Source organism: Streptomyces sp. NPDC059917 (assembly GCF_042730635.1).
In the GTDB taxonomy this organism is placed as follows: Bacteria; Actinomycetota; Actinomycetes; order Streptomycetales; family Streptomycetaceae; genus Streptomyces.
Map to the genome: position 1 here is coordinate 20,330 of NZ_JBHWLC010000078.1, position 17,342 is coordinate 37,671.

The window sequence follows — 17,342 nt, forward strand, 5'->3', positions numbered from 1 at the left end:
CCTACGTACGACAGCCTGCCGCCCGTATCGCCGCGCGTTTCGCCGTCCGTATCGCTGCCCGCAACGGATACGTACGTCGATACGCCCCCGAGAGCCCGAACCGGAGACCGTGACTACTACCGCCTCCCACCACCTCTCCCCCGCCTTCCCCGGCCGTGCGCCGTGGGGTACCGCCAGCAAGCTGCGTGCCTGGCAGGAGGGTGCGCTCACCCGATACCTCGAAACCCAGCCGCGCGACTTCATGGCCGTCGCGACCCCCGGCGCGGGCAAGACCACCTTCGCGCTGACCCTGGCCTCCTGGCTGCTGCACCACCACGTCGTGCAGCAGGTCACCGTCGTCGCGCCCACCGAGCACCTGAAGAAGCAGTGGGCGGAGGCGGCCGCCCGGATAGGGATCCGCCTCGACCCCGACTACTCGGCGGGGCCGCTCAGCAAGGACTACCACGGCGTCGCCGTCACCTACGCGGGTGTCGGCGTACGGCCGATGCTGCACCGCAACCGGTGCGAGCAGCGCAAGACCCTCGTGATCCTCGACGAGATCCACCACGCCGGTGACTCGAAGTCCTGGGGCGAGGCGTGCCTGGAGGCCTTCGACCCGGCCACCCGGCGGCTCGCGCTGACCGGTACGCCCTTCCGGTCCGACACGAACCCGATCCCCTTCGTCACGTACGAGGAGGGGAACGACGGGATCCGGCGCTCCAGCGCCGACTACACCTACGGCTACGGCAACGCGCTCGCCGACGGCGTCGTCCGCCCCGTGATCTTCATGTCCTACAGCGGCAACATGCGCTGGCGCACCAAGGCGGGCGACGAGATCGCCGCCCGGCTGGGCGAACCGATGACCAAGGACGCCATCTCGCAGGCCTGGCGCACCGCGCTGGACCCGCGCGGCGACTGGATGCCGAACGTGCTGCGCGCCGCCGACCAGCGCCTGACCGAGGTCAGGAAGGGCATCCCGGACGCGGGCGGGCTGGTGATCGCCGCCGACCAGGAGTCGGCGCGCGCGTACGCCAAGCTGATCAAGGAGATCACCGGGACCAAGGCGACCGTCGTCCTCTCCGACGACACGGGCGCCTCGAAGCGGATCGACACCTTCAGCGAGGACGGCAGCCGCTGGATGGTCGCGGTCCGGATGGTGTCCGAGGGCGTCGACGTACCGCGGCTCGCGGTCGGCGTGTACGCGACGACGATCTCGACCCCGCTGTTCTTCGCGCAGGCCGTCGGACGCTTCGTGCGATCGCGCAGGCGCGGCGAGACGGCGTCGGTGTTCCTTCCGACGATCCCCTACCTCCTCGGCTTCGCCAACGAGATGGAGGTCGAGCGCGACCACGTCCTCGACAAGCCGAAGAAGCAGGGGGAGGAAGACCCCTACGCCGACTCCGAGAAGGAGATGGAGGAGGCGAACCGGCAGGAGGACGAGGACACCGGCGACGAGGAGCAGATGTCCTTCGAGGCGCTGGAGTCCGACGCGGTCTTCGACCGGGTGCTCTTCGACGGCGCCGAGTTCGGGATGCAGGCGCACCCGGGCAGCGAGGAGGAGCAGGACTACCTGGGCATCCCCGGGCTGCTGGAGCCGGACCAGGTCCAGCTGCTGCTGCACAAGCGCCAGGCCCGGCAGATCGCGCACAGCCGTCGCAAGCCCGACTCCGAGGCGGACCTGCTGGAGCTGCCGGCCGAGCGGCGTCCCGTCGTTTCGCACAAGGAGCTGCTGGAGCTGCGCAAGTCGCTGAACACGATGGTGGGCGCGTACGTCCACCAGAGCGGCAAGCCGCACGGGGTCGTCCACACCGAGCTGCGGCGGGTGTGCGGCGGGCCGCCGAGCGCGGAGGCGACGGCGGGGCAGCTGCGCGAGCGGATCAAGAAGGTGCAGGAGTGGGCCACCAAGATGCGGTGATCGCCTGATCCCGTGATCCGGTGGTCCTGACCGCCGTGGGTCCGTGGACGTGGGACGGGGCCCGTGCGCTTGCCGCGCACGGGCCCCGTTCGTTCACCGTGGCCCCGAGGGGCCGGTGTTACGCGGTCGGGCGACGGCGGCGGCCGGTGCCCGCGACCAGGGCGGCGCCCATGGCGAGGGCCACGCCCGCGCCACCGAGGGCCCAGGAGGTGGCGGCGTCGGCGCCGGTCTCGGCCAGCTCGCCACCGGTGGTGTTGCCACCGGCGTTGTTGCCGCCGTTGTGGTCGACGATCGGGGTGGTGGTGCCACCGTCGGGCTTCGGGTTGTTGGTGTTGCCACCCGTGTTCCCGCCCGTGTTCCCACCGGTGTTGCCGCCGGTGTTGCCACCGCCGTTGGTGCCGCGGGAGATCTTCGAGTACTCGATGGCCGTGTCGGACCAGATGTCCTCGTCGAGGTTGCTACCGCCGGAGGCGGCGAAGAGGATCTCGCCGACCGGGGCGTTCGCACCGAAGCGGACGCGGACGGAAAGCTCCGTGGCGCCCTTCGGCAGGTTGATGTCGTCCGTCAGCAGCGCGACGGGCGTGCCGGCCTCGTCGATGATCTGGGCGTCGTGCCAGACACCGCCGACCAGGACCTGGACCCGGACGTCCTTGGCCTCCAGCTCGGCGTTCTCGTCGGCGACGGCCAGGACGAGGACGTAGCTCTTCTGGGCCTTGCCGTCGTTGTTGACGGTGACCTTGAATCCGGACCAGTCGCCACCCGCCTTGAAGGAGGACGGGACGCCCTTGAGGCCCAGCTTCGGGCCGGGGGCGGTGATCTCGTCCTCGTCGCCGGGCAGCGGCGCCGGAGCCGGCACCTTGCCGTCGGCGACCGGGGGAACGAGCGGCGGAACGACCGGGGTCGGGACCACCGGGGCCGGGACGACCGGCGGGGTGACCGGGACGACCGGGGCCGGGGTCTCGGCCTTGTCCGTCTTGTCCGCGACCGGGGCGGCGTCCTTGGTGAGGTCGGTGTCCGGGGTCGTGACCGCGGTGTTCTTGACCTCGTCGGCCATCGCCGGCGTGGCCATGAGGACCGTCGGACCGACCACGGCTGCGGCGGCCACGACGGCCATGCGCTTCAGGTTCATTGGTGTGTAATCCCTCCCGTGTGGCTTCGGGCATGACAGCCCGTCCCCACCCCCAACGTTTTTGAACACGATCAGACTAATCGTTCTTTAAACAGCTTTTACTGCGGGGTAGGTCACGACTTGGCACTGGGGCCCGGAGCGAACCGGTATATACGGGTAGTAGGCGCCCGGATTCTGGACGAGCCCTTCCGCTGAGCGGACCCGCTCGCTACTGTCCCCGCAATGAACGCCCCGTGGCAGTGCCGCCGCGGGAGCGCAGCCGGTGCCATGGTCTGTACCGGCGGCCTCTCCGTGCGTCGCCGAAGGGATACGGCAGCGCTCCACCCCGCGAGAGTCACCGCCGCTCACCGAAAGAGGGAGAGGCGTCGTGACCGCGGAAACCTCCCAGACTCTCGACAGAGGGCTCAGAGTCCTCAAACTGCTCGCCGACACCGACCACGGTCTGACCGTCACAGAGCTGTCCAACCGCCTCGGTGTCAACCGCACCGTGGTCTACCGCCTCCTCGCCACGCTGGAGCAGCACGCCCTGGTCCGCCGTGACCTCGGCGGCCGCGCCCGCGTCGGGCTCGGCGTACTGCGGCTGGGACGTCAGGTCCACCCGCTCGTGCGCGAGGCGGCCCTTCCGGCGCTCCGCTCCCTCGCCGAGGACATAGGGGCCACCGCGCACCTGACCCTCGTCGACGGGACCGAGGCGCTCGCCGTGGCCGTCGTGGAACCCACCTGGACCGACTACCACGTCGCCTACCGGGCGGGCTTCCGCCACCCGCTGGACCGCGGTGCCGCGGGCCGGGCGATCCTGGCCGCCCGTCAGGGCTCCTTGATCGACCCCGGGTACACCTTGACCCACGGGGAGCTGGAAGCGGGCGCCAGCGGCGCTGCCGCGCCCCTGGTGGGCATCACGGGCCTGGAGGGCAGCGTGGGCGTCGTGATGCTCGCCGACGCCGTGCCCGAACGGGTCGGTCCGCGGGTCGTGGACGCGGCCCGCGAGGTCGCCGACGCGCTGCGCTGAGCCGGAGCGGGCGCCCGGCGGCTAGATTGGCCGGGTGCTCTCTCGCCTCACACGCATGTCGCGTCCCGCCGCCCTGGCCGTCTGCGCCGCGCCCCTGCTCGCCCTGTTCGCCGTGGCCGCCCTGGCGCCGCTGCCGTTCGTCCTCGCGAGTCCGGGCCTGACCACGGACGTGCTCGGGGCGAAGGACGGCAAGCCCGTGATCACGGTCACGGGCGCGCCGACCCGGGAGACCAGCGGGCACCTGCGGATGACCACGATCCTGGCCACCGGGCCGTCCAGCACGGTCGGCCTGGCCGAGCTGGTCGACAACTGGTTCCGGACGGACCGTGCGGTCATGCCCAAGGAAGCGGTCTACCCGACGGGCGGCAGCGACAAGGAGATCACCGCGCACAACCTGGAGGAGATGACCAAGTCGCAGTCGGCCGCCGCCCAGGCCGCGCTCGGTTTCCTGCACAAGAGCCCCGACACGGTGAAGGTCGAACTCAACCTCGCCGACGTCGGCGGCCCCAGTGCCGGGCTGCTCTTCTCCCTCGGCATCGTCGACAAGCTCGACGGCGACGGGAAGGGCGGCGACCTCACCGGCGGTCGCGACATCGCCGGTACGGGCACGATCACCGCGGACGGCACGGTCGGCGCGGTCGGGGGCGTGGCGCTCAAGACGCAGGCCGCCGCGCGGGACGGCGCGACCGTCTTCCTGGTGCCCAAGGCGGAGTGCTCGGACGCCAAGTCCGAACTCCCTAAAGGAATGCGGCTGATCCCCGTCACGACCCTGACGGAAGCGGTGAACGATCTGCGGGCACTGCACCTCGGGGAGCCGGTTCCGTCGTGCTGAGCGGCGGCTTCTCCATCGCCCGCCAGGCCGGGAAGACCAGCGGGGCGAGGGTCGTCAGCAGGTAGGCCCCGCCGAAGAACAGCAGTGCCGGACCGATGCCCCATCCGTCCACCAGCAGGCCGGCGCCGAGTCCGCCGAGCGGCATGGTCAGTTCGCAGCCCGCCGTGGTCACGCCCGCCACCCGACTGCGCAGCTCGTCGGGCACGTGCTCGTAGAGCACCGTGGTGAGGACGGGGTTGAGCACGCCCGCCCCGAGCCCGGACAGCGCCATCGTCACCGCGAGCGGCAGGGTGGTGTCGGTCAGGCCCGCCACCAGGAAGCGCGGCGCCCCGCAGAGCAGGAACGCCACCGCGAACACCAGCCGCCGGGGGAGCCGGTCGCCCCAGGCGCCGTAGAGCAGCGCGCCCAGCAGCGCGAAGCCGCCGAAGAGGGAGATCAGCAGGCCGATCGCGGTGGCCCCGCCGAGCGCCTCGCGGCCGTGCACCGGCAGCAGTACGGCGCCCCACCCCTGGTCGATGCCGTTCGTCAGCATGACCATGAAGGTGATCCCCAACAGCAGCCGGGACCCCAGCAGGAACCGCCACCCCTCGCCCAGCTCCGCCCGGTACCCCGCCAGGGACACCGACCCGGCCCGGCCCTGCGGCTCGGCCGCCGGCACCCCGCGCAGGAACGCGGCGACCAGCAGTGCGGAGACCCCGAAGGTGGCCGCGTCCAGCAGCAGGACGGACTCGGCCCCGAAGAAGGCGATGAGGACGCCCGCCAGCGCGGCCCCGATCATCCGCGCCCCGCGCGAGACCGCGTCGTAGAGCCCGGCGGCCCGCGTGAGGGTGGTGCCCGCGTGCTCGGCGAGGTCGGGCAGCAGCACGCCGCGGGCGGTCAGCCCCGGGGTGTGCACGAGGCCGCCGACGGCCATCAGCGCGCACAGCATCCAGAAGTCCAGCGCCCCCGCGTAGTGCAGCAGCGGGACGGTGGCGACGGAGAGGGCGCAGATCAGGTCCGAGGCCACCGAGACCCGGCGGCGGCCGATCCGGTCGATGACCGGCCCCCCGACGAGGGCGGCCACGATGACGGGCAGGGTGGCGCAGAAGGCCACGACCCCGGCCCGGCCGGCGCTGCCCGTGGTCTGCAGGACGAACCACGGGACGCCGATGAGGGTGAGCGAACTACCGGCTATCGAGATGGTGTTGGCGGCCAGGACCGCCGCGAAGGGGCGCCTGCTCATGCCGCGTGCGGACGTGCGGAGCCCTGGCCGTAGCCCTGGCCGTGGGCGAGGAGCCGGGTCCCGGCGGCGACGAGCGCGGTGCCGAGCAGGGTGCGCACACCCGCCACGGAAGGGGTGTCGGCCGCCCGGGCGCGGGCCGGGGCGTCCCGCCGGGCGGCGGCCGCGGCGGCCCCCGCCGCCAGTTCGGCCGTGCGGGCGGCGTGCAGGACGGCGTGGGTCTCGGCCGGCGTGAAGGCGGGCGTGAGGGCGGGCGTGAAGGCGGGCGTCAGGGCATGGGTGTGGACAGGAGTGGCAGGCATGGCAGGACTCTTTCCGGCAGGAGGGTGCAGGTCAATCGGATTCCGGGGTGGTGCGGGCGGTGCGGGGCGGTGCGGTGCGTTGCGGTGGGGGAGCGTTGCCCGGCGGGGCCGGGGTCAGTCGGAGGTCCGGGGGAAGACGTGCGTGTGGAAGCGGACCGTCTCGGTCTCCTCCGCGGGGCCCAGATCGCGGTAACTGTTGATCAGGTCGTGCATCTTGTGGATCAGTTCGTGCGTCTGGCCGGCGGTCAGGCGCAGCGTGAAGTCGCTGAGGTCCGCGCCCCGGCGCCACTCGGTCGACCAGGTGTGGGAGGTGCCGAGCCAGGTGTTCATCTCCTGCGCGTGGATGGTCGCGATCTCGTGCAGGAAGACCTCCGCCGCGCTGCGCGTGGCCGGGTCGGCGTCGTCCGCCATGGTCTCGTCGAAGCTCGTGCCCTCATGGGAGGCCCGCCACCAGCGCTCGCGGCCCTTGCCGTGCTCGGGCGCGTCCTCGACGAACCCGTGGGCGGCGAGCTGGCGCAGGTGGTAGCTGGTGGCGCCGCTGGACTCGCCCAGCTGCTCGGCCAGTTGGGAGGCGGTGGCCGGACCGTTGTGGCGCAGGGCGGCCAGCAGTCGTATGCGCAGCGGGTGGGCGAGCCCGCGCAGGGCGTGCGCATCGAGATTGCGCACCTTGGGCGCGGACGACCCGGTCGACGTGGGCGACTCGGTGGGCTTCGGCGTGGACGTGGACGTGGGCGGTTCGGCTTCGGCGGCGGGCCGCCGGGGCTCGGCGTTCTCGGGCATGCCTCGACTCTAGGCTTGCAAAGAGACCTTTGCAAGGACTTCTTTGCAGAGATCTCTTTGGAACTCAGCCCTCCTTGATGAACCCCTGCTCGATCAGCCACTGCTTCGCCACGTCGTGCGGGTCCTGCCCCTCCACGTCCACCTTCGCGTTCAGGTCCTGCGCCACCCGTGTCGTGAGCCGCTTCGTCAGGGGGTCCAACAGCTTCGCGATCACCGGGTACTTGGCCAGCGTCTTGGCGTGGATCTCGGGGGCCGCGTTGTAGTTGGGGAAGAACCTCCGGTCGTCCGTCAGCGTGTCCAGGTCCATCGCCTTGATCCGGCCGTCCGTGGTGAAGGCCTCGCCCAGCAGGCAGGAGTCCGACTTCGACACCTGCGTGTAGATGATCCCGGCGTCCATCTTGCGGACGTTGCCCGCCGGGATCTTCATCTCGTAGGCCCGCTCCATCCCCGTCAGGCCGTCCTCCCGCGAGGCGAACTCGTTCTCCACGCACACCGTCACGGCGCCCGGGTCCTCCCGGGCCAGCTTCGCCATGTCCGACATGGTCTTCAGGTGGTACTTCGCGTTGTTCTTCTTGCTGATCGCCAGCGTGTAGGTGTTGTTGAGGGACGACTGCGGCAGCCAGGCCACGCCGTTCTTCACGTCCGCCGCGCGGACCGCCTCCCACTGCGCGTGCGGGTCGTCGATCGGCTCGGCGTTGCCGAGGTAGGTGATCCAGGCCGTGCCCGTGTACTCGTACATCGCGTCGGCGTCGCCCTTGACGACCGCCTCGCGCGCGCTGATCGAGCCGGGCAGGTTCGTCCGGTCCAGGACCTCGGCCCCCGCCGCTTTGAAGATCAGCCCGATCATCTGGCCCAGCACGATGTTCTCGCTGAAGTTCTTCGAGGTGACCGTCAAGGAGGCGCCCTTGAGCGGGAGCCCCTGCCCGACCGAGCCGGGCACCACGTCGTCCACCAGCGGCGACCCGCTCTTGAGCCCGCACCCCGACACCACCGCCAGCAGCACCGCCGCCGCGAGCGCGGACCGCGCTCCCGCGCGCCCCGCCACCCGTGCTCCGGCCCGTGCCGCGCCCGATCGCCTGCTCATCTACGCCTCCAGCCCGCGCGGTGTCATGACCGTCTCGGCCAGCGAGGCCAGCCAGTCCACGAACAGGGCCAGCGCGACCGTCAGCACCGACCCCAGCACCAGCACCGGCATCCGCTGCGTCTGGATCCCCGAGGTGATCAGGTCGCCGAGGCCGCCGCCCCCGCCGAAGGTGGCCAGGGCCGCCGTGCCGACATTGAGCACCAGGGCCGTCCGTACGCCCGCCAGGATCAGCGGGACGGCGAGCGGCAGCTCCACCCTGCCCAGCGTCCCCAGCGAGGACATCCCGATCCCGCGCGCGGCCTCCACCAGCTGGGGATCGATGGCCCGCAGCCCGGCCACCGTGTTGGACAGCACCGGCAGCACGGCGTAGGCGACCATCCCGATGATCGCGGTCGAGGGGCCGATGCCCAGCCAGATCACCAGCAGCGCCAACAGGCCGATCGCCGGGGTGGCCTGGCCGATGTTGGCGATCGCGGTGACCACGGGAGCGGCCCTGCGCAGCGCGCCCCGGGTGAGCGCGATGCCCAGCGGGATGGCGATGACCAGGACCCAGAAGGTGGAGATCGCGGTCAGCTGGACGTGCTGCCAGAGGCGCAGCTGCACGTTCCCGCCGCTGAGGGAGTTCTCGGCGATCGTGTCCAGGTGGATGTTGGTGATCCACAGGTACGTCGCCAGCAGCACCAGCGCCAGCACCGCGGGCAGCACGACCAGCTGCGGCCAGGTGATCCGCCGCCGGGGCCGGGCCGCGGCGGCCGTCGGCTCCGCGGCCCCCTCCCGCGGATCCTCGATCAGCGCCTCGTCGCGGAAGGCGTGGCCCATGACCTCGTGCTCGCCCGGCGGGCGCTCGGGGGAGGGGACCGGTGACTTCCCGGTGTTCATGAGGGCTCCGCACCACCCTCCAGCTCTCGGTCGGTGCGGTGGTGGCGCAGTTCCTCCAGGTCGTGCTGGTGCTCGGCGGCCGCGAGCCGGTCCGCCTCCAGCATCTCGTGCACCGAGTTCATCAGGGTCTCCACGTCGACGACGCCGATGTACTCCCCGCGCCGTCCGGTCACCGCCACCCGGCCGCCGCTGTCCGTCAGGACCGCCTCCAGCGCGTCGTGCAGCGTGGCGTCCCGGGTCACCGTGTCGTGCACCAGCTGGCCCGCCCGCGCGAGGGAGCCCTTGGCGCGCATCAGGTCGCCGCGCCGCAGCCACTTGTAGGGGCGCCCGCGCCGGTCCAGCATCAGCAGCTCGTTGTGCGGGCCGGTGCGCAGCTTGTTGAAGATCTGCTGGAGCGGATCGTCGACCGTCACCGTGGGGAAGTCGGCGATCTCGACCTCCCGGACCCGGGTGAGGTTGAGCCGCTTGAGGGCGGCGCCCGCGCCGACGAAGCCGGAGACGAAGTCGTCGGCCGGGTTGGTCAGGATCGCCTCGGGGGTGTCGAACTGGGCGATGTGCGAGCGTTCGCGCAGCACCGCGATCCGGTCGCCGAGCTTGATGGCCTCGTCGAAGTCGTGGGTGACGAAGACGATCGTCTTGTGCAGTTCGTGCTGGAGCCGGATCAGCTCGTCCTGGAGGTGGTCGCGGGTGATCGGGTCGACCGCGCCGAAGGGCTCGTCCATCAGCAGCACGGGCGGGTCGGCGGCCAGCGCCCGGGCCACGCCCACGCGTTGCTGCTGGCCGCCCGAGAGCTGGCGCGGATAGCGGCCGTGGAACTCCCTCGGGTCCAGGCCCACCAGGTCGAGCATCTCCTCGACCCGGTCCTTCACGCGGGACTTGGACCAGCCGACCATCTTGGGGACGAGGGCGATGTTCTCGGCGACCGTCATGTGCGGGAAGAGCCCGGACGACTGGATCGCGTACCCGATCTTGCGCCGCAGCTTGACCGGGTCCATGTCGGTGACGTCCTCGTCGCCGATCCGGATCCGGCCCGAGCTGGGCTCGATCAGCCTGTTGATCATCTTGAGGGTGGTGGACTTCCCGCACCCCGAGGGGCCGACGAAGACGACGGTCTCGCCGGCCTTGATGTCCATGGAGACGCCGTCCACGGAGGGGTGGGGGTTGCCCGGGTAGCGCTTGGTGAGCTCCTCCAGCCGGATGGCCGCCCCGGAGGCCGCCCCGGAGGCCGGGGCGTCGGCGGGGGAGCGGTCCGGGGGGCCGGTCGGTGCGGACGGCGCGCCAGTGGTCTCGATCGGCTCAGACACGGATTCCCCTCGGGATGGTGAGACGACCGAGCAGGACGTACGCGGCGTCGAAGAGCAGGGCGAGGATGACGATGCCGACGGTCCCGGCCAGTACCTGGTTGATGGCGTTGGCGCTGCCGAGCGAGGCGATCCCGCGGAAGATCTCGTTGCCGAGCCCGGGGCCCGAGGCGTACGCGGCGATCGCGGCGATGCCCATGAGCATCTGCGTGGAGACCCGGATGCCGGTCAGGATCGGCGGCCAGGCGAGCGGCAGCTCGACCCGCAGGAGCCGGGCGGTGCGCGACATCCCGATGCCGGTGGCGGCGTCGACGAGGGCCGGGTCGACGCCCCGCAGCCCCACGATCGAGTTCCGGACGATCGGCAGCAGCCCGTACAGGGTCAGCGCGATCACGGTCGGTGCGACGCCGAGCCCGACGAGCGGGATCAGCAGGCCGAGCAGGGCCAGCGAAGGGACGGTCAGCACGGTCGAGGTGGAGGTGATGGCCAGGTTTCCCGCCCAGCCGCTGCGGTAGGTCAGGACGCCGATCGCGATGCCGAGCACGGTCGCGATCACCATGCACTGGAAGACGGCGCTGGCGTGCTGGAAGGCGTCGGTCAGCAGCTGCTGGTGGCGGTGCGAGAGGTAGGACCAGAAGCTCACGCCGCGTCACCTCGCCCTTCGTGTCGGCCCGGTGCCGGCTCAGTCGTCCTCGGCCGCTTGTTCGACCAGCGGGATGATCCGCAAGGGTACGGGATTCTCCATGACAATTGCCGTCGAAGCCCTCACGATGCCATCAAATCCGACAACCCGGTCGATCACCCGCTGGAGGTCCGCGTTGGAACGGGCCACCAGCCGGCACAGCATGTCCCCGTGGCCCGTGGTGGTGTGCAGCTCCAGCACCTCCGGAACCCCGGACAAGTGGGCCCGCACGTCCGCCCCTTGCCCCTGTTTGATCTCCAGCGTGGCGAAGGCCGTGACCGGGTAGCCGAGCGCCGTCGGATCCACCTGCGGGCCGAATCCGCGGATGACGCCATTCGATTGAAGCCGGTCCAGACGGGCCTGGACCGTGCCGCGCGCGACGCCGAGCCGCCGCGAGGCCTCCAGGACCCCGATCCGGGGTTCCCGGGCGAGCAGCACGATGAGCCTGCCGTCCAATTGATCGATCGCCATGGGTGTCCTTTCGCTGGTCATCCTGTACAGATGCTGCATTCATCCTGCGGTCATACTGGTCAATGTGCGCAATGAAAATGCGAACTATTGCGCAGCTTGTGGTTCGGCGGGACTCTGCGCTCATGACTGAGACCCTCGATCACGCCACGGACGCCGCCCGCACGGCAGACCCCTTCCCGGTCAAGGGAATGGACGCGGTGGTCTTCGCCGTCGGCAATGCCAAGCAGGCCGCGCACTTCTACTCCACGGCCTTCGGCATGAAGCTCGTCGCCTACTCCGGCCCGGAGAACGGCTGCCGCGAGACCGCGAGCTACGTCCTGACCAACGGCTCCGCGCGCTTCGTCCTGACCTCGGTCATCAAGCCGTCCACCGACCACGGCCGCTTCATCGCCGAGCACGTCGCCGAGCACGGCGACGGTGTCATCGACCTCGCGATCGAGGTGCCGGACGCCCGCGCCGCCTACGCCTTCGCCGTCGAGCAGGGCGCCCGCGGCCTGGACGAGCCGTACGAGCTGAAGGACGAGCACGGCACGGTCGTCCTGGCCGCGATCGCCACCTACGGCCAGACCCGCCACACCCTGGTCGACCGCTCGAACTACTCCGGCCCCTACCTGCCGGGCTTCGTCGGCGTCGCCCCCCTGGTGGAGGGCCCGGCCAAGCGGACCTTCCAGGCGATCGACCACTGCGTCGGCAACGTCGAGCTGGGCCGCATGAACGAGTGGGTCGCCTTCTACAACAAGGTCATGGGCTTCACGAACATGAAGGAGTTCGTGGGCGACGACATCGCGACCGAGTACTCGGCGCTGATGTCGAAGGTCGTCGCGGACGGCACCCTGAAGGTCAAGTTCCCGATCAACGAGCCCGCGATCGCGAAGAAGAAGTCGCAGATCGACGAGTACCTGGAGTTCTACGGCAGCGCGGGCGTCCAGCACATCGCGCTCGCGACGAACGACATCGTCTCGACGGTGCGCACGATGCGCGCGGCCGGCGTGGCCTTCCTCGACACCCCGGACTCGTACTACGACACCCTCGGCGAGTGGGCGGGCGAGACCCGCGTGCCGGTGGAGACCCTGCGCGAGCTCAAGATCCTCGTCGACCGCGACGAGGACGGCTACCTGCTGCAGATCTTCACCAAGCCGGTCCAGGACAAGCCGACCGTCTTCTTCGAGATGATCGAGCGCCACGGCTCCATGGGCTTCGGCAAGGGCAACTTCAAGGCCCTGTTCGAGGCGATCGAGCGCGAGCAGGAGAAGCGCGGGAACCTCTAGTCGCCAAGCCCGGCGGGGCCGGGACCGCTTCGAGCGGCCCCGGCCCCGCCGCGCGCGCGACGGGGGATCAGCGGGCCGACGGCGAAGGCGACGGGGAGGCCTTCGCCGTCGGCTTCGGCATCACCGGAGCCACCCACGGCCCCTTCGGCTGCATGTTCTCCGGCCCGCCGGCCGCGGGCTGGCCCGCCGCGTCCAGCGCCTCCTTCGCCTGCGGCCCCCGCAGCGGCGAGAACCGCGGGTTGGTCCGCAGCGCGTCCTGGAAGTGGCGGCGGGCCGCCGCCACGTCGCCCAGGCCCCGCTCGATCTGCCCCCGGTGGTAGGAGAAGTCCGCGCTCCGCAGCCCCAGCTCGGTCGCCTTCTTCGCGTACTCCAGCGCCGCCGCGTCGTCCCCGGTCCGGTGCAGCGCCCACCCCAGGGCGTCCGCCACCTGCAGGTTCTTGTGCCGGCCCCACTCGGCCGTCAGCCGCCGCACCGCCGCCGCCGGATCGCCGTGGTCCGCCTCGTACAGGCCGAGCGTGACCTCGTCCGAGACCCCGTTCGCCAGGCCCTTGGACGCCAGCGAGCCCAGCAGCTCGTACGGCGTGCGCGCCTCCTCCGTCCGGCCGAGCGACTCCAGCAGCTCGCCCAGCTCCAGCGCCAGCCGCGGCACCGCCGCCCGGCCCAGCGCCATCCGGTAGTCCCGCACCGCCTCGCCCGCGCGCCCCAGCGAGGCCAGCGCCCGCGCCCGCCCGCCCAGGGCCTCCGCCTGCCCCGGATCGGTGCGCAGCGCGCCCTCGAACATCCGCAGCGCCTCGCCCGAGTCGCCGCGCTCCCAGGACAGGTCGCCCATCCGGTCCAGTACGTACGCCTTCTCCACCGGCGCCTTCGCCGCGCCCGACGCGTTCGCCATCGCGGCCACCGCGTCCTCGCGCCAGCCGTGGTCCCGGTAGACCTGCGCGGCCCGGGTGAAGGCCGCCAGTCCCGGGCGCAGCTCCAGCAGCTCGTTCATCGCCTTCTCGGCGGCCTTGTAGTCGCCCAGCCCGCCGTAGGCGTCCACGAGCACCGGGTACGCCGTCCAGCGCTTGGGCGACTGCGCCCGCACCAGCTCGCCCCACTTCTTCGCGGTCCCGTAGTCCCGCCGGGCCACCGCCAGGGCGCCCATGCCCGTCATCGCGTCGAAGTTGCCCTTCTCCGCGGGCCGCAGCTCCAGCGAGCGCTTCAGCGCCCGCTCCGCCTTGGGACACCACAGCGTGTCGCCGGTGCGCCGCGCCTGCTCCAGGTACGCCGCCCCCAGCACCGCCCACGAGCCGTCGTCGTCGGCGTGCGCGGCCACCCACTTCTCCCGGTCGGCGATCAGCGCGTTCAGGTCGACCGCCGCCGCGGGCGCGCCCATGCCGACCGCGGAGGCGGCCCGCTCGCTGGGCCCGGGCGGTCGGGCGTCGTCGCCGTTCTCGACCGGCCGGATCACCAGGGCCCCGACGATCAGGACCACGGCGACGACGGCCGGCACGAGCGTCTTGCGGCCGGTGAAGGTCACGGGTGGCGCGGGGCGCGATTCCTCGTCCATGGGGTCACTGTGCGTCAATATGAAGAGCGCGCGGAGGTGTCCGAAGAGGGTCGCGCCCGGGTTCACACCGATGGCGGCGGGTGCCACGCTGGCCCCATGGACGATCTCTTGGCACGCCTGCACGCGGGGTTGCCGGCCGCGGCCGTGATCACCGACCCCCAGGTGACCTCCGGGTACGCGACCGACATGGCGGGCTTCTGCCCGGCGGGCACCCCGGCCGCCGTGGTCCTGCCCCGCACGGTCGAACAGGTCCAGCACGTGATGCGCACCGCGACGGCACTACGGGTCCCCGTCGTCCCGCAGGGCGCCCGCACGGGCCTGTCGGGCGCGGCCAACGCCTCCGACGGCTGCATCGTGCTCTCGCTGGTCCACATGGACCGGATCCTGGAGATCGACGCGGTCGACCGGCTCGCCGTCGTGGAACCGGGCGTGGTCAACGCCGTGCTCTCGCGCGCCGTCGCGGAGCGCGGCCTGTACTACCCGCCGGACCCCTCCAGCTGGGAGCAGTGCACGATCGGCGGCAACATCGGCACCGCCTCGGGCGGCCTGTGCTGCGTCAAGTACGGGGTCACCGCCGAGTACGTGCTCGGGCTGGACGTGGTCCTGGCCGACGGGCGGCTGCTGCGCACGGGACGGCGCACCGCCAAGGGCGTCGCCGGTTACGACCTGACCCGGCTCTTCGTCGGCTCCGAGGGCACCCTGGGCGTCGTCGTGCGGGCCGTCCTCGCGCTGCGCCCCGCGCCGCCGCGCCAGCTCGCGCTCGCCGCCGAGTTCCCCTCGGCCGCCGCGGCCTGCGCGGCCGTCTGCGCCGTCATGGAGGCCGGGCTGACGCCCTCGCTGCTGGAACTGATGGACCGCACGACGGTCCGCGCCGTCAACGCGCTCGGCAGGATGGGCCTGCCCGAGACCACCGAGGCGCTGCTCCTCGCGGCCTTCGACACCCCCGACGCGCCCGCCGACCTCGCGGCCGTCGGGGAGCTGTGCACGGCCGCCGGAGCCGGCGCGGTGGTGCCCGCCGACGACGAGGCCGAGTCCGAACTGCTCCTCCAGGCGCGCCGGATGGCCCTGACCGCGCTCGACACCCTGCGCCCGGCCACGATGATCGACGACGTGTGCGTGCCGCGCTCGCGCCTCGCCGAGATGCTGGACGGCACCGCCGAGATCGCCCGCACCCACGACCTCACCATCGGGGTGTGCGCGCACGCGGGCGACGGCAACACCCACCCCGTGGTCTGCTTCGACCCGGCGGACGCCGACGAGAGCGCCCGGGCCCGCCGGTCCTTCGACGAGATCATGGCGCTGGGCCTGGCGCTGGGCGGGACGATCACCGGCGAACACGGGGTCGGCGTGCTGAAGAAGGAGTGGCTGGCCCGCGAGTTGGGGCCGGTCGGCATGGAGATGCAGCGCGCGGTCAAGCAGGCCTTCGACCCGCTGGGCCTGCTCAACCCCGGCAAGCTGTTCTGAGGCGCCGACGGCCCCCGCCACCGCTGCGGCGGCCCCGCTCACGCGTCGCCGTCCGCGGACTCGTCCGAGGGCCAGGGGTCGCGCAGCCACAGGTCGTCGGCCGGGGTCGGCGCGAGCAGCGCCGCCAACGCGTCGTCCAGGCCCAGGCGTTCGGCCTCGGTCCCGGGCGGCACCATCCGCAGGGTGCGCTCCAGCCAGGCCGACACCGCCCCGGCCGGCGCCTCCAGCAGGGCGTCCCCGTCCGGGGAGCTGAGCGCCATGCAGAGCACGCTGCGCCCCTCGATCTTGGTGGGCCAGATCCGGACGTCCCCGTGGCCGCTGGGGCGGAAGACGCCCTCCACGAGCAGCTCGCGGGCGAAGGTCCAGTTGACCGGTGCGTTGGTGCCGGTGTGGAAGGTGATGTGGACCGCGTACGGGTCGCCCGCGCGGTAGGACAGCTTGGCGGGCACGCAGATGCTGCGCTCGGGGGACAGGACCAGTCGCAGTTCCAGCTCGCGCTCGATGACGGGGTAGTGCATGGCAGCCTCACTTCGCTTCACTTCGCCTCGCGCGGGGCCGGTGTCCGACCCCGCACCCGGAGAGAGAGCGCCGGCACGCGACTATGACGCGACTTCCGCGAACGTTCCGAAGGATGGCCGAAAACAATCGGCTGACCGAAAGCAGGCGCATGGGACGAGGTTCGCCCGAAGGGCTGCACTCTTGCGTTACCCGCCCTGCGGCACCGCGGTTCTTGGCTATGGTCCTCCCCTGCACATGCCTCGCGCCACGAACGGAGTTGGGGACATTGACGGCCTCCCCTGGAGACGGCGGGCACGCGGCCCGCGAGGGGTACTACCCCGACCCGTCCATCCCCGGGTACGTCCGGTACTGGAACGGCGGGTCCTGGGTCCCCGGTACGAGCCGCCCCGCGCCCGCGGAGGAGACCGGACCGGTCTTCCTCGACGAGACCTCCCTGACCGCCGCCTGTCGCGAACCGGAACCCGCAGCGCAGCCGGAACCCGTACGGGCGCCAGAGCCCGAGCCGGTGCGCTGGCAGGCCGACCCGGTGCACCAGGCGGGCTTCGGCGGCCCCCGTGACCAGATGGTTTCCTGGGGCCAGGGCGATTCCGAGCACGCGCACGCCGCATCCCGTCCGGGTGGTGTCTCGCTCGGCCGGAGCCGCCCCGAGCCGCTCGTCGAGGCACAACCGGAATCCCACCCGGAGCCGTTCCCGGAGCAGTTCCCGGAGCCGCGCTGGGAGTCGGTGCGCGAACCGGCGGCGGTCCGCGCCTCCGCCTCCGGGGTCCGGATCGGCCGCGCCCCCGCCGCCCCCGCCCCCGCCGCCCCGGTCGGGGCCTTCGACGGGGTCGGCATCCTCTCGGCGAGGTCACCGGTGGCGCCCGCCGCGCCCGCGCAGCCCACCGCCCCGGCCCCCGACTGGCCCGAACCGCAGGGCAGTCGCCGCGCCCCCGCGCCGGCCCCCGCCCGCACCGCCGTGGCGCC

The 17,342-nt window shown here is 72.1% G+C and carries 16 protein-coding genes and 1 pseudogene; 6 read left to right on the top strand and 11 right to left on the bottom strand.

Going from position 1 to position 17,342, the window contains the following annotated elements:
• The first annotated feature begins 109 nt into the window (after positions 1-109).
• The gene (locus ACFWAR_RS32130) at positions 110-1,894 is read left to right on the top strand and encodes a DEAD/DEAH box helicase (protein ID WP_385784847.1); all 1,785 of its coding nucleotides are present in this window, start codon (positions 110-112) and stop codon (positions 1,892-1,894) included.
• Positions 1,895-2,012: 118 nt separating this feature from the next.
• On the opposite strand, the gene ACFWAR_RS32135 is transcribed toward ACFWAR_RS32130, so the two are convergent.
• Positions 2,013-3,023, bottom strand: coding sequence for a hypothetical protein (locus ACFWAR_RS32135; protein WP_385784849.1), 1,011 nt, complete (start codon positions 3,021-3,023; stop codon positions 2,013-2,015).
• Between the two features lie 367 nt (positions 3,024-3,390).
• Between ACFWAR_RS32135 and ACFWAR_RS32140 the strand changes: the two genes are divergently transcribed.
• Positions 3,391-4,032 carry a helix-turn-helix domain-containing protein gene (locus ACFWAR_RS32140; RefSeq protein ID WP_354384399.1) on the top strand — a complete coding sequence of 214 codons (642 nt, stop codon included), beginning with the start codon at positions 3,391-3,393 and terminating at the stop codon, positions 4,030-4,032.
• A 55-nt stretch (positions 4,033-4,087) separates the two neighbouring features.
• Positions 4,088-4,864, top strand: coding sequence for a S16 family serine protease (locus tag ACFWAR_RS32145; RefSeq protein WP_385784852.1), 777 nt, complete (start codon positions 4,088-4,090; stop codon positions 4,862-4,864).
• On the opposite strand, the pseudogene ACFWAR_RS32150 reads toward ACFWAR_RS32145, so the two are convergent.
• From ACFWAR_RS32150 to ACFWAR_RS32185, 8 genes and pseudogenes are all read right to left on the bottom strand, one after another.
• Positions 4,794-6,098 (bottom strand): annotated as a pseudogene (locus ACFWAR_RS32150) (MFS transporter); the annotation flags it as partial. The gene ACFWAR_RS32145 and the pseudogene ACFWAR_RS32150 overlap by 71 nt on opposite strands.
• Positions 6,083-6,385: a hypothetical protein gene (locus ACFWAR_RS32155; protein WP_385784855.1), complete on the bottom strand. Its 303-nt coding sequence runs from the start codon at positions 6,383-6,385 to the stop codon at positions 6,083-6,085. The pseudogene ACFWAR_RS32150 and the gene ACFWAR_RS32155, both read right to left, overlap by 16 nt.
• Positions 6,386-6,499: 114 nt before the next feature.
• The gene (locus tag ACFWAR_RS32160; protein ID WP_385784858.1) at positions 6,500-7,165 is read right to left on the bottom strand and encodes an ArsR/SmtB family transcription factor; all 666 of its coding nucleotides are present in this window, start codon (positions 7,163-7,165) and stop codon (positions 6,500-6,502) included.
• 64 nt (positions 7,166-7,229) lie between these two features.
• A complete protein-coding gene (locus ACFWAR_RS32165; RefSeq protein ID WP_385784861.1) occupies positions 7,230-8,249 on the bottom strand; it encodes a glycine betaine ABC transporter substrate-binding protein in 1,020 nt (339 codons plus the stop codon).
• Positions 8,250-9,128, bottom strand: a complete 879-nt coding sequence (locus ACFWAR_RS32170) for an ABC transporter permease (protein ID WP_385784864.1) — start codon at positions 9,126-9,128, stop codon at positions 8,250-8,252. It lies immediately after the preceding gene.
• The gene (locus ACFWAR_RS32175; protein WP_385784888.1) at positions 9,125-10,327 is read right to left on the bottom strand and encodes an ABC transporter ATP-binding protein; all 1,203 of its coding nucleotides are present in this window, start codon (positions 10,325-10,327) and stop codon (positions 9,125-9,127) included. The genes ACFWAR_RS32170 and ACFWAR_RS32175 overlap by 4 nt, the downstream gene beginning before the upstream one ends.
• Positions 10,328-10,424: 97 nt before the next feature.
• Entirely contained in the window at positions 10,425-11,072 is a 648-nt protein-coding gene (locus ACFWAR_RS32180) for an ABC transporter permease (RefSeq protein WP_385784866.1), read from the bottom strand.
• Between the two features lie 39 nt (positions 11,073-11,111).
• Positions 11,112-11,582 carry an Lrp/AsnC family transcriptional regulator gene (locus tag ACFWAR_RS32185; RefSeq protein ID WP_385784869.1) on the bottom strand — a complete coding sequence of 157 codons (471 nt, stop codon included), beginning with the start codon at positions 11,580-11,582 and terminating at the stop codon, positions 11,112-11,114.
• Positions 11,583-11,704: 122 nt separating this feature from the next.
• Here ACFWAR_RS32185 and hppD point away from each other — a divergent pair, with 122 nt between their 5' ends.
• A complete protein-coding gene (gene hppD, locus ACFWAR_RS32190) occupies positions 11,705-12,850 on the top strand; it encodes a 4-hydroxyphenylpyruvate dioxygenase (RefSeq protein ID WP_354384406.1) in 1,146 nt (381 codons plus the stop codon).
• A gap of 67 nt (positions 12,851-12,917) precedes the next feature.
• Here the strand turns inward: hppD and ACFWAR_RS32195 are convergent, their stop codons facing one another.
• Positions 12,918-14,396: a tetratricopeptide repeat protein gene (locus ACFWAR_RS32195; RefSeq protein WP_385784872.1), complete on the bottom strand. Its 1,479-nt coding sequence runs from the start codon at positions 14,394-14,396 to the stop codon at positions 12,918-12,920.
• A gap of 96 nt (positions 14,397-14,492) precedes the next feature.
• On the opposite strand from ACFWAR_RS32195, the gene ACFWAR_RS32200 reads away from it, so the two are divergent.
• Positions 14,493-15,860, top strand: a complete 1,368-nt coding sequence (locus tag ACFWAR_RS32200; protein ID WP_385784875.1) for an FAD-binding oxidoreductase — start codon at positions 14,493-14,495, stop codon at positions 15,858-15,860.
• 38 nt (positions 15,861-15,898) lie between these two features.
• Here the strand turns inward: ACFWAR_RS32200 and ACFWAR_RS32205 are convergent, their stop codons facing one another.
• Positions 15,899-16,378, bottom strand: a complete 480-nt coding sequence (locus ACFWAR_RS32205) for an SsgA family sporulation/cell division regulator (protein ID WP_385784877.1) — start codon at positions 16,376-16,378, stop codon at positions 15,899-15,901.
• A 266-nt stretch (positions 16,379-16,644) separates the two neighbouring features.
• Between ACFWAR_RS32205 and ACFWAR_RS32210 the strand changes: the two genes are divergently transcribed.
• The coding region (locus tag ACFWAR_RS32210; RefSeq protein ID WP_385784880.1) for a DUF2510 domain-containing protein at positions 16,645-17,342 on the top strand (698 nt) is incomplete at its 3' end.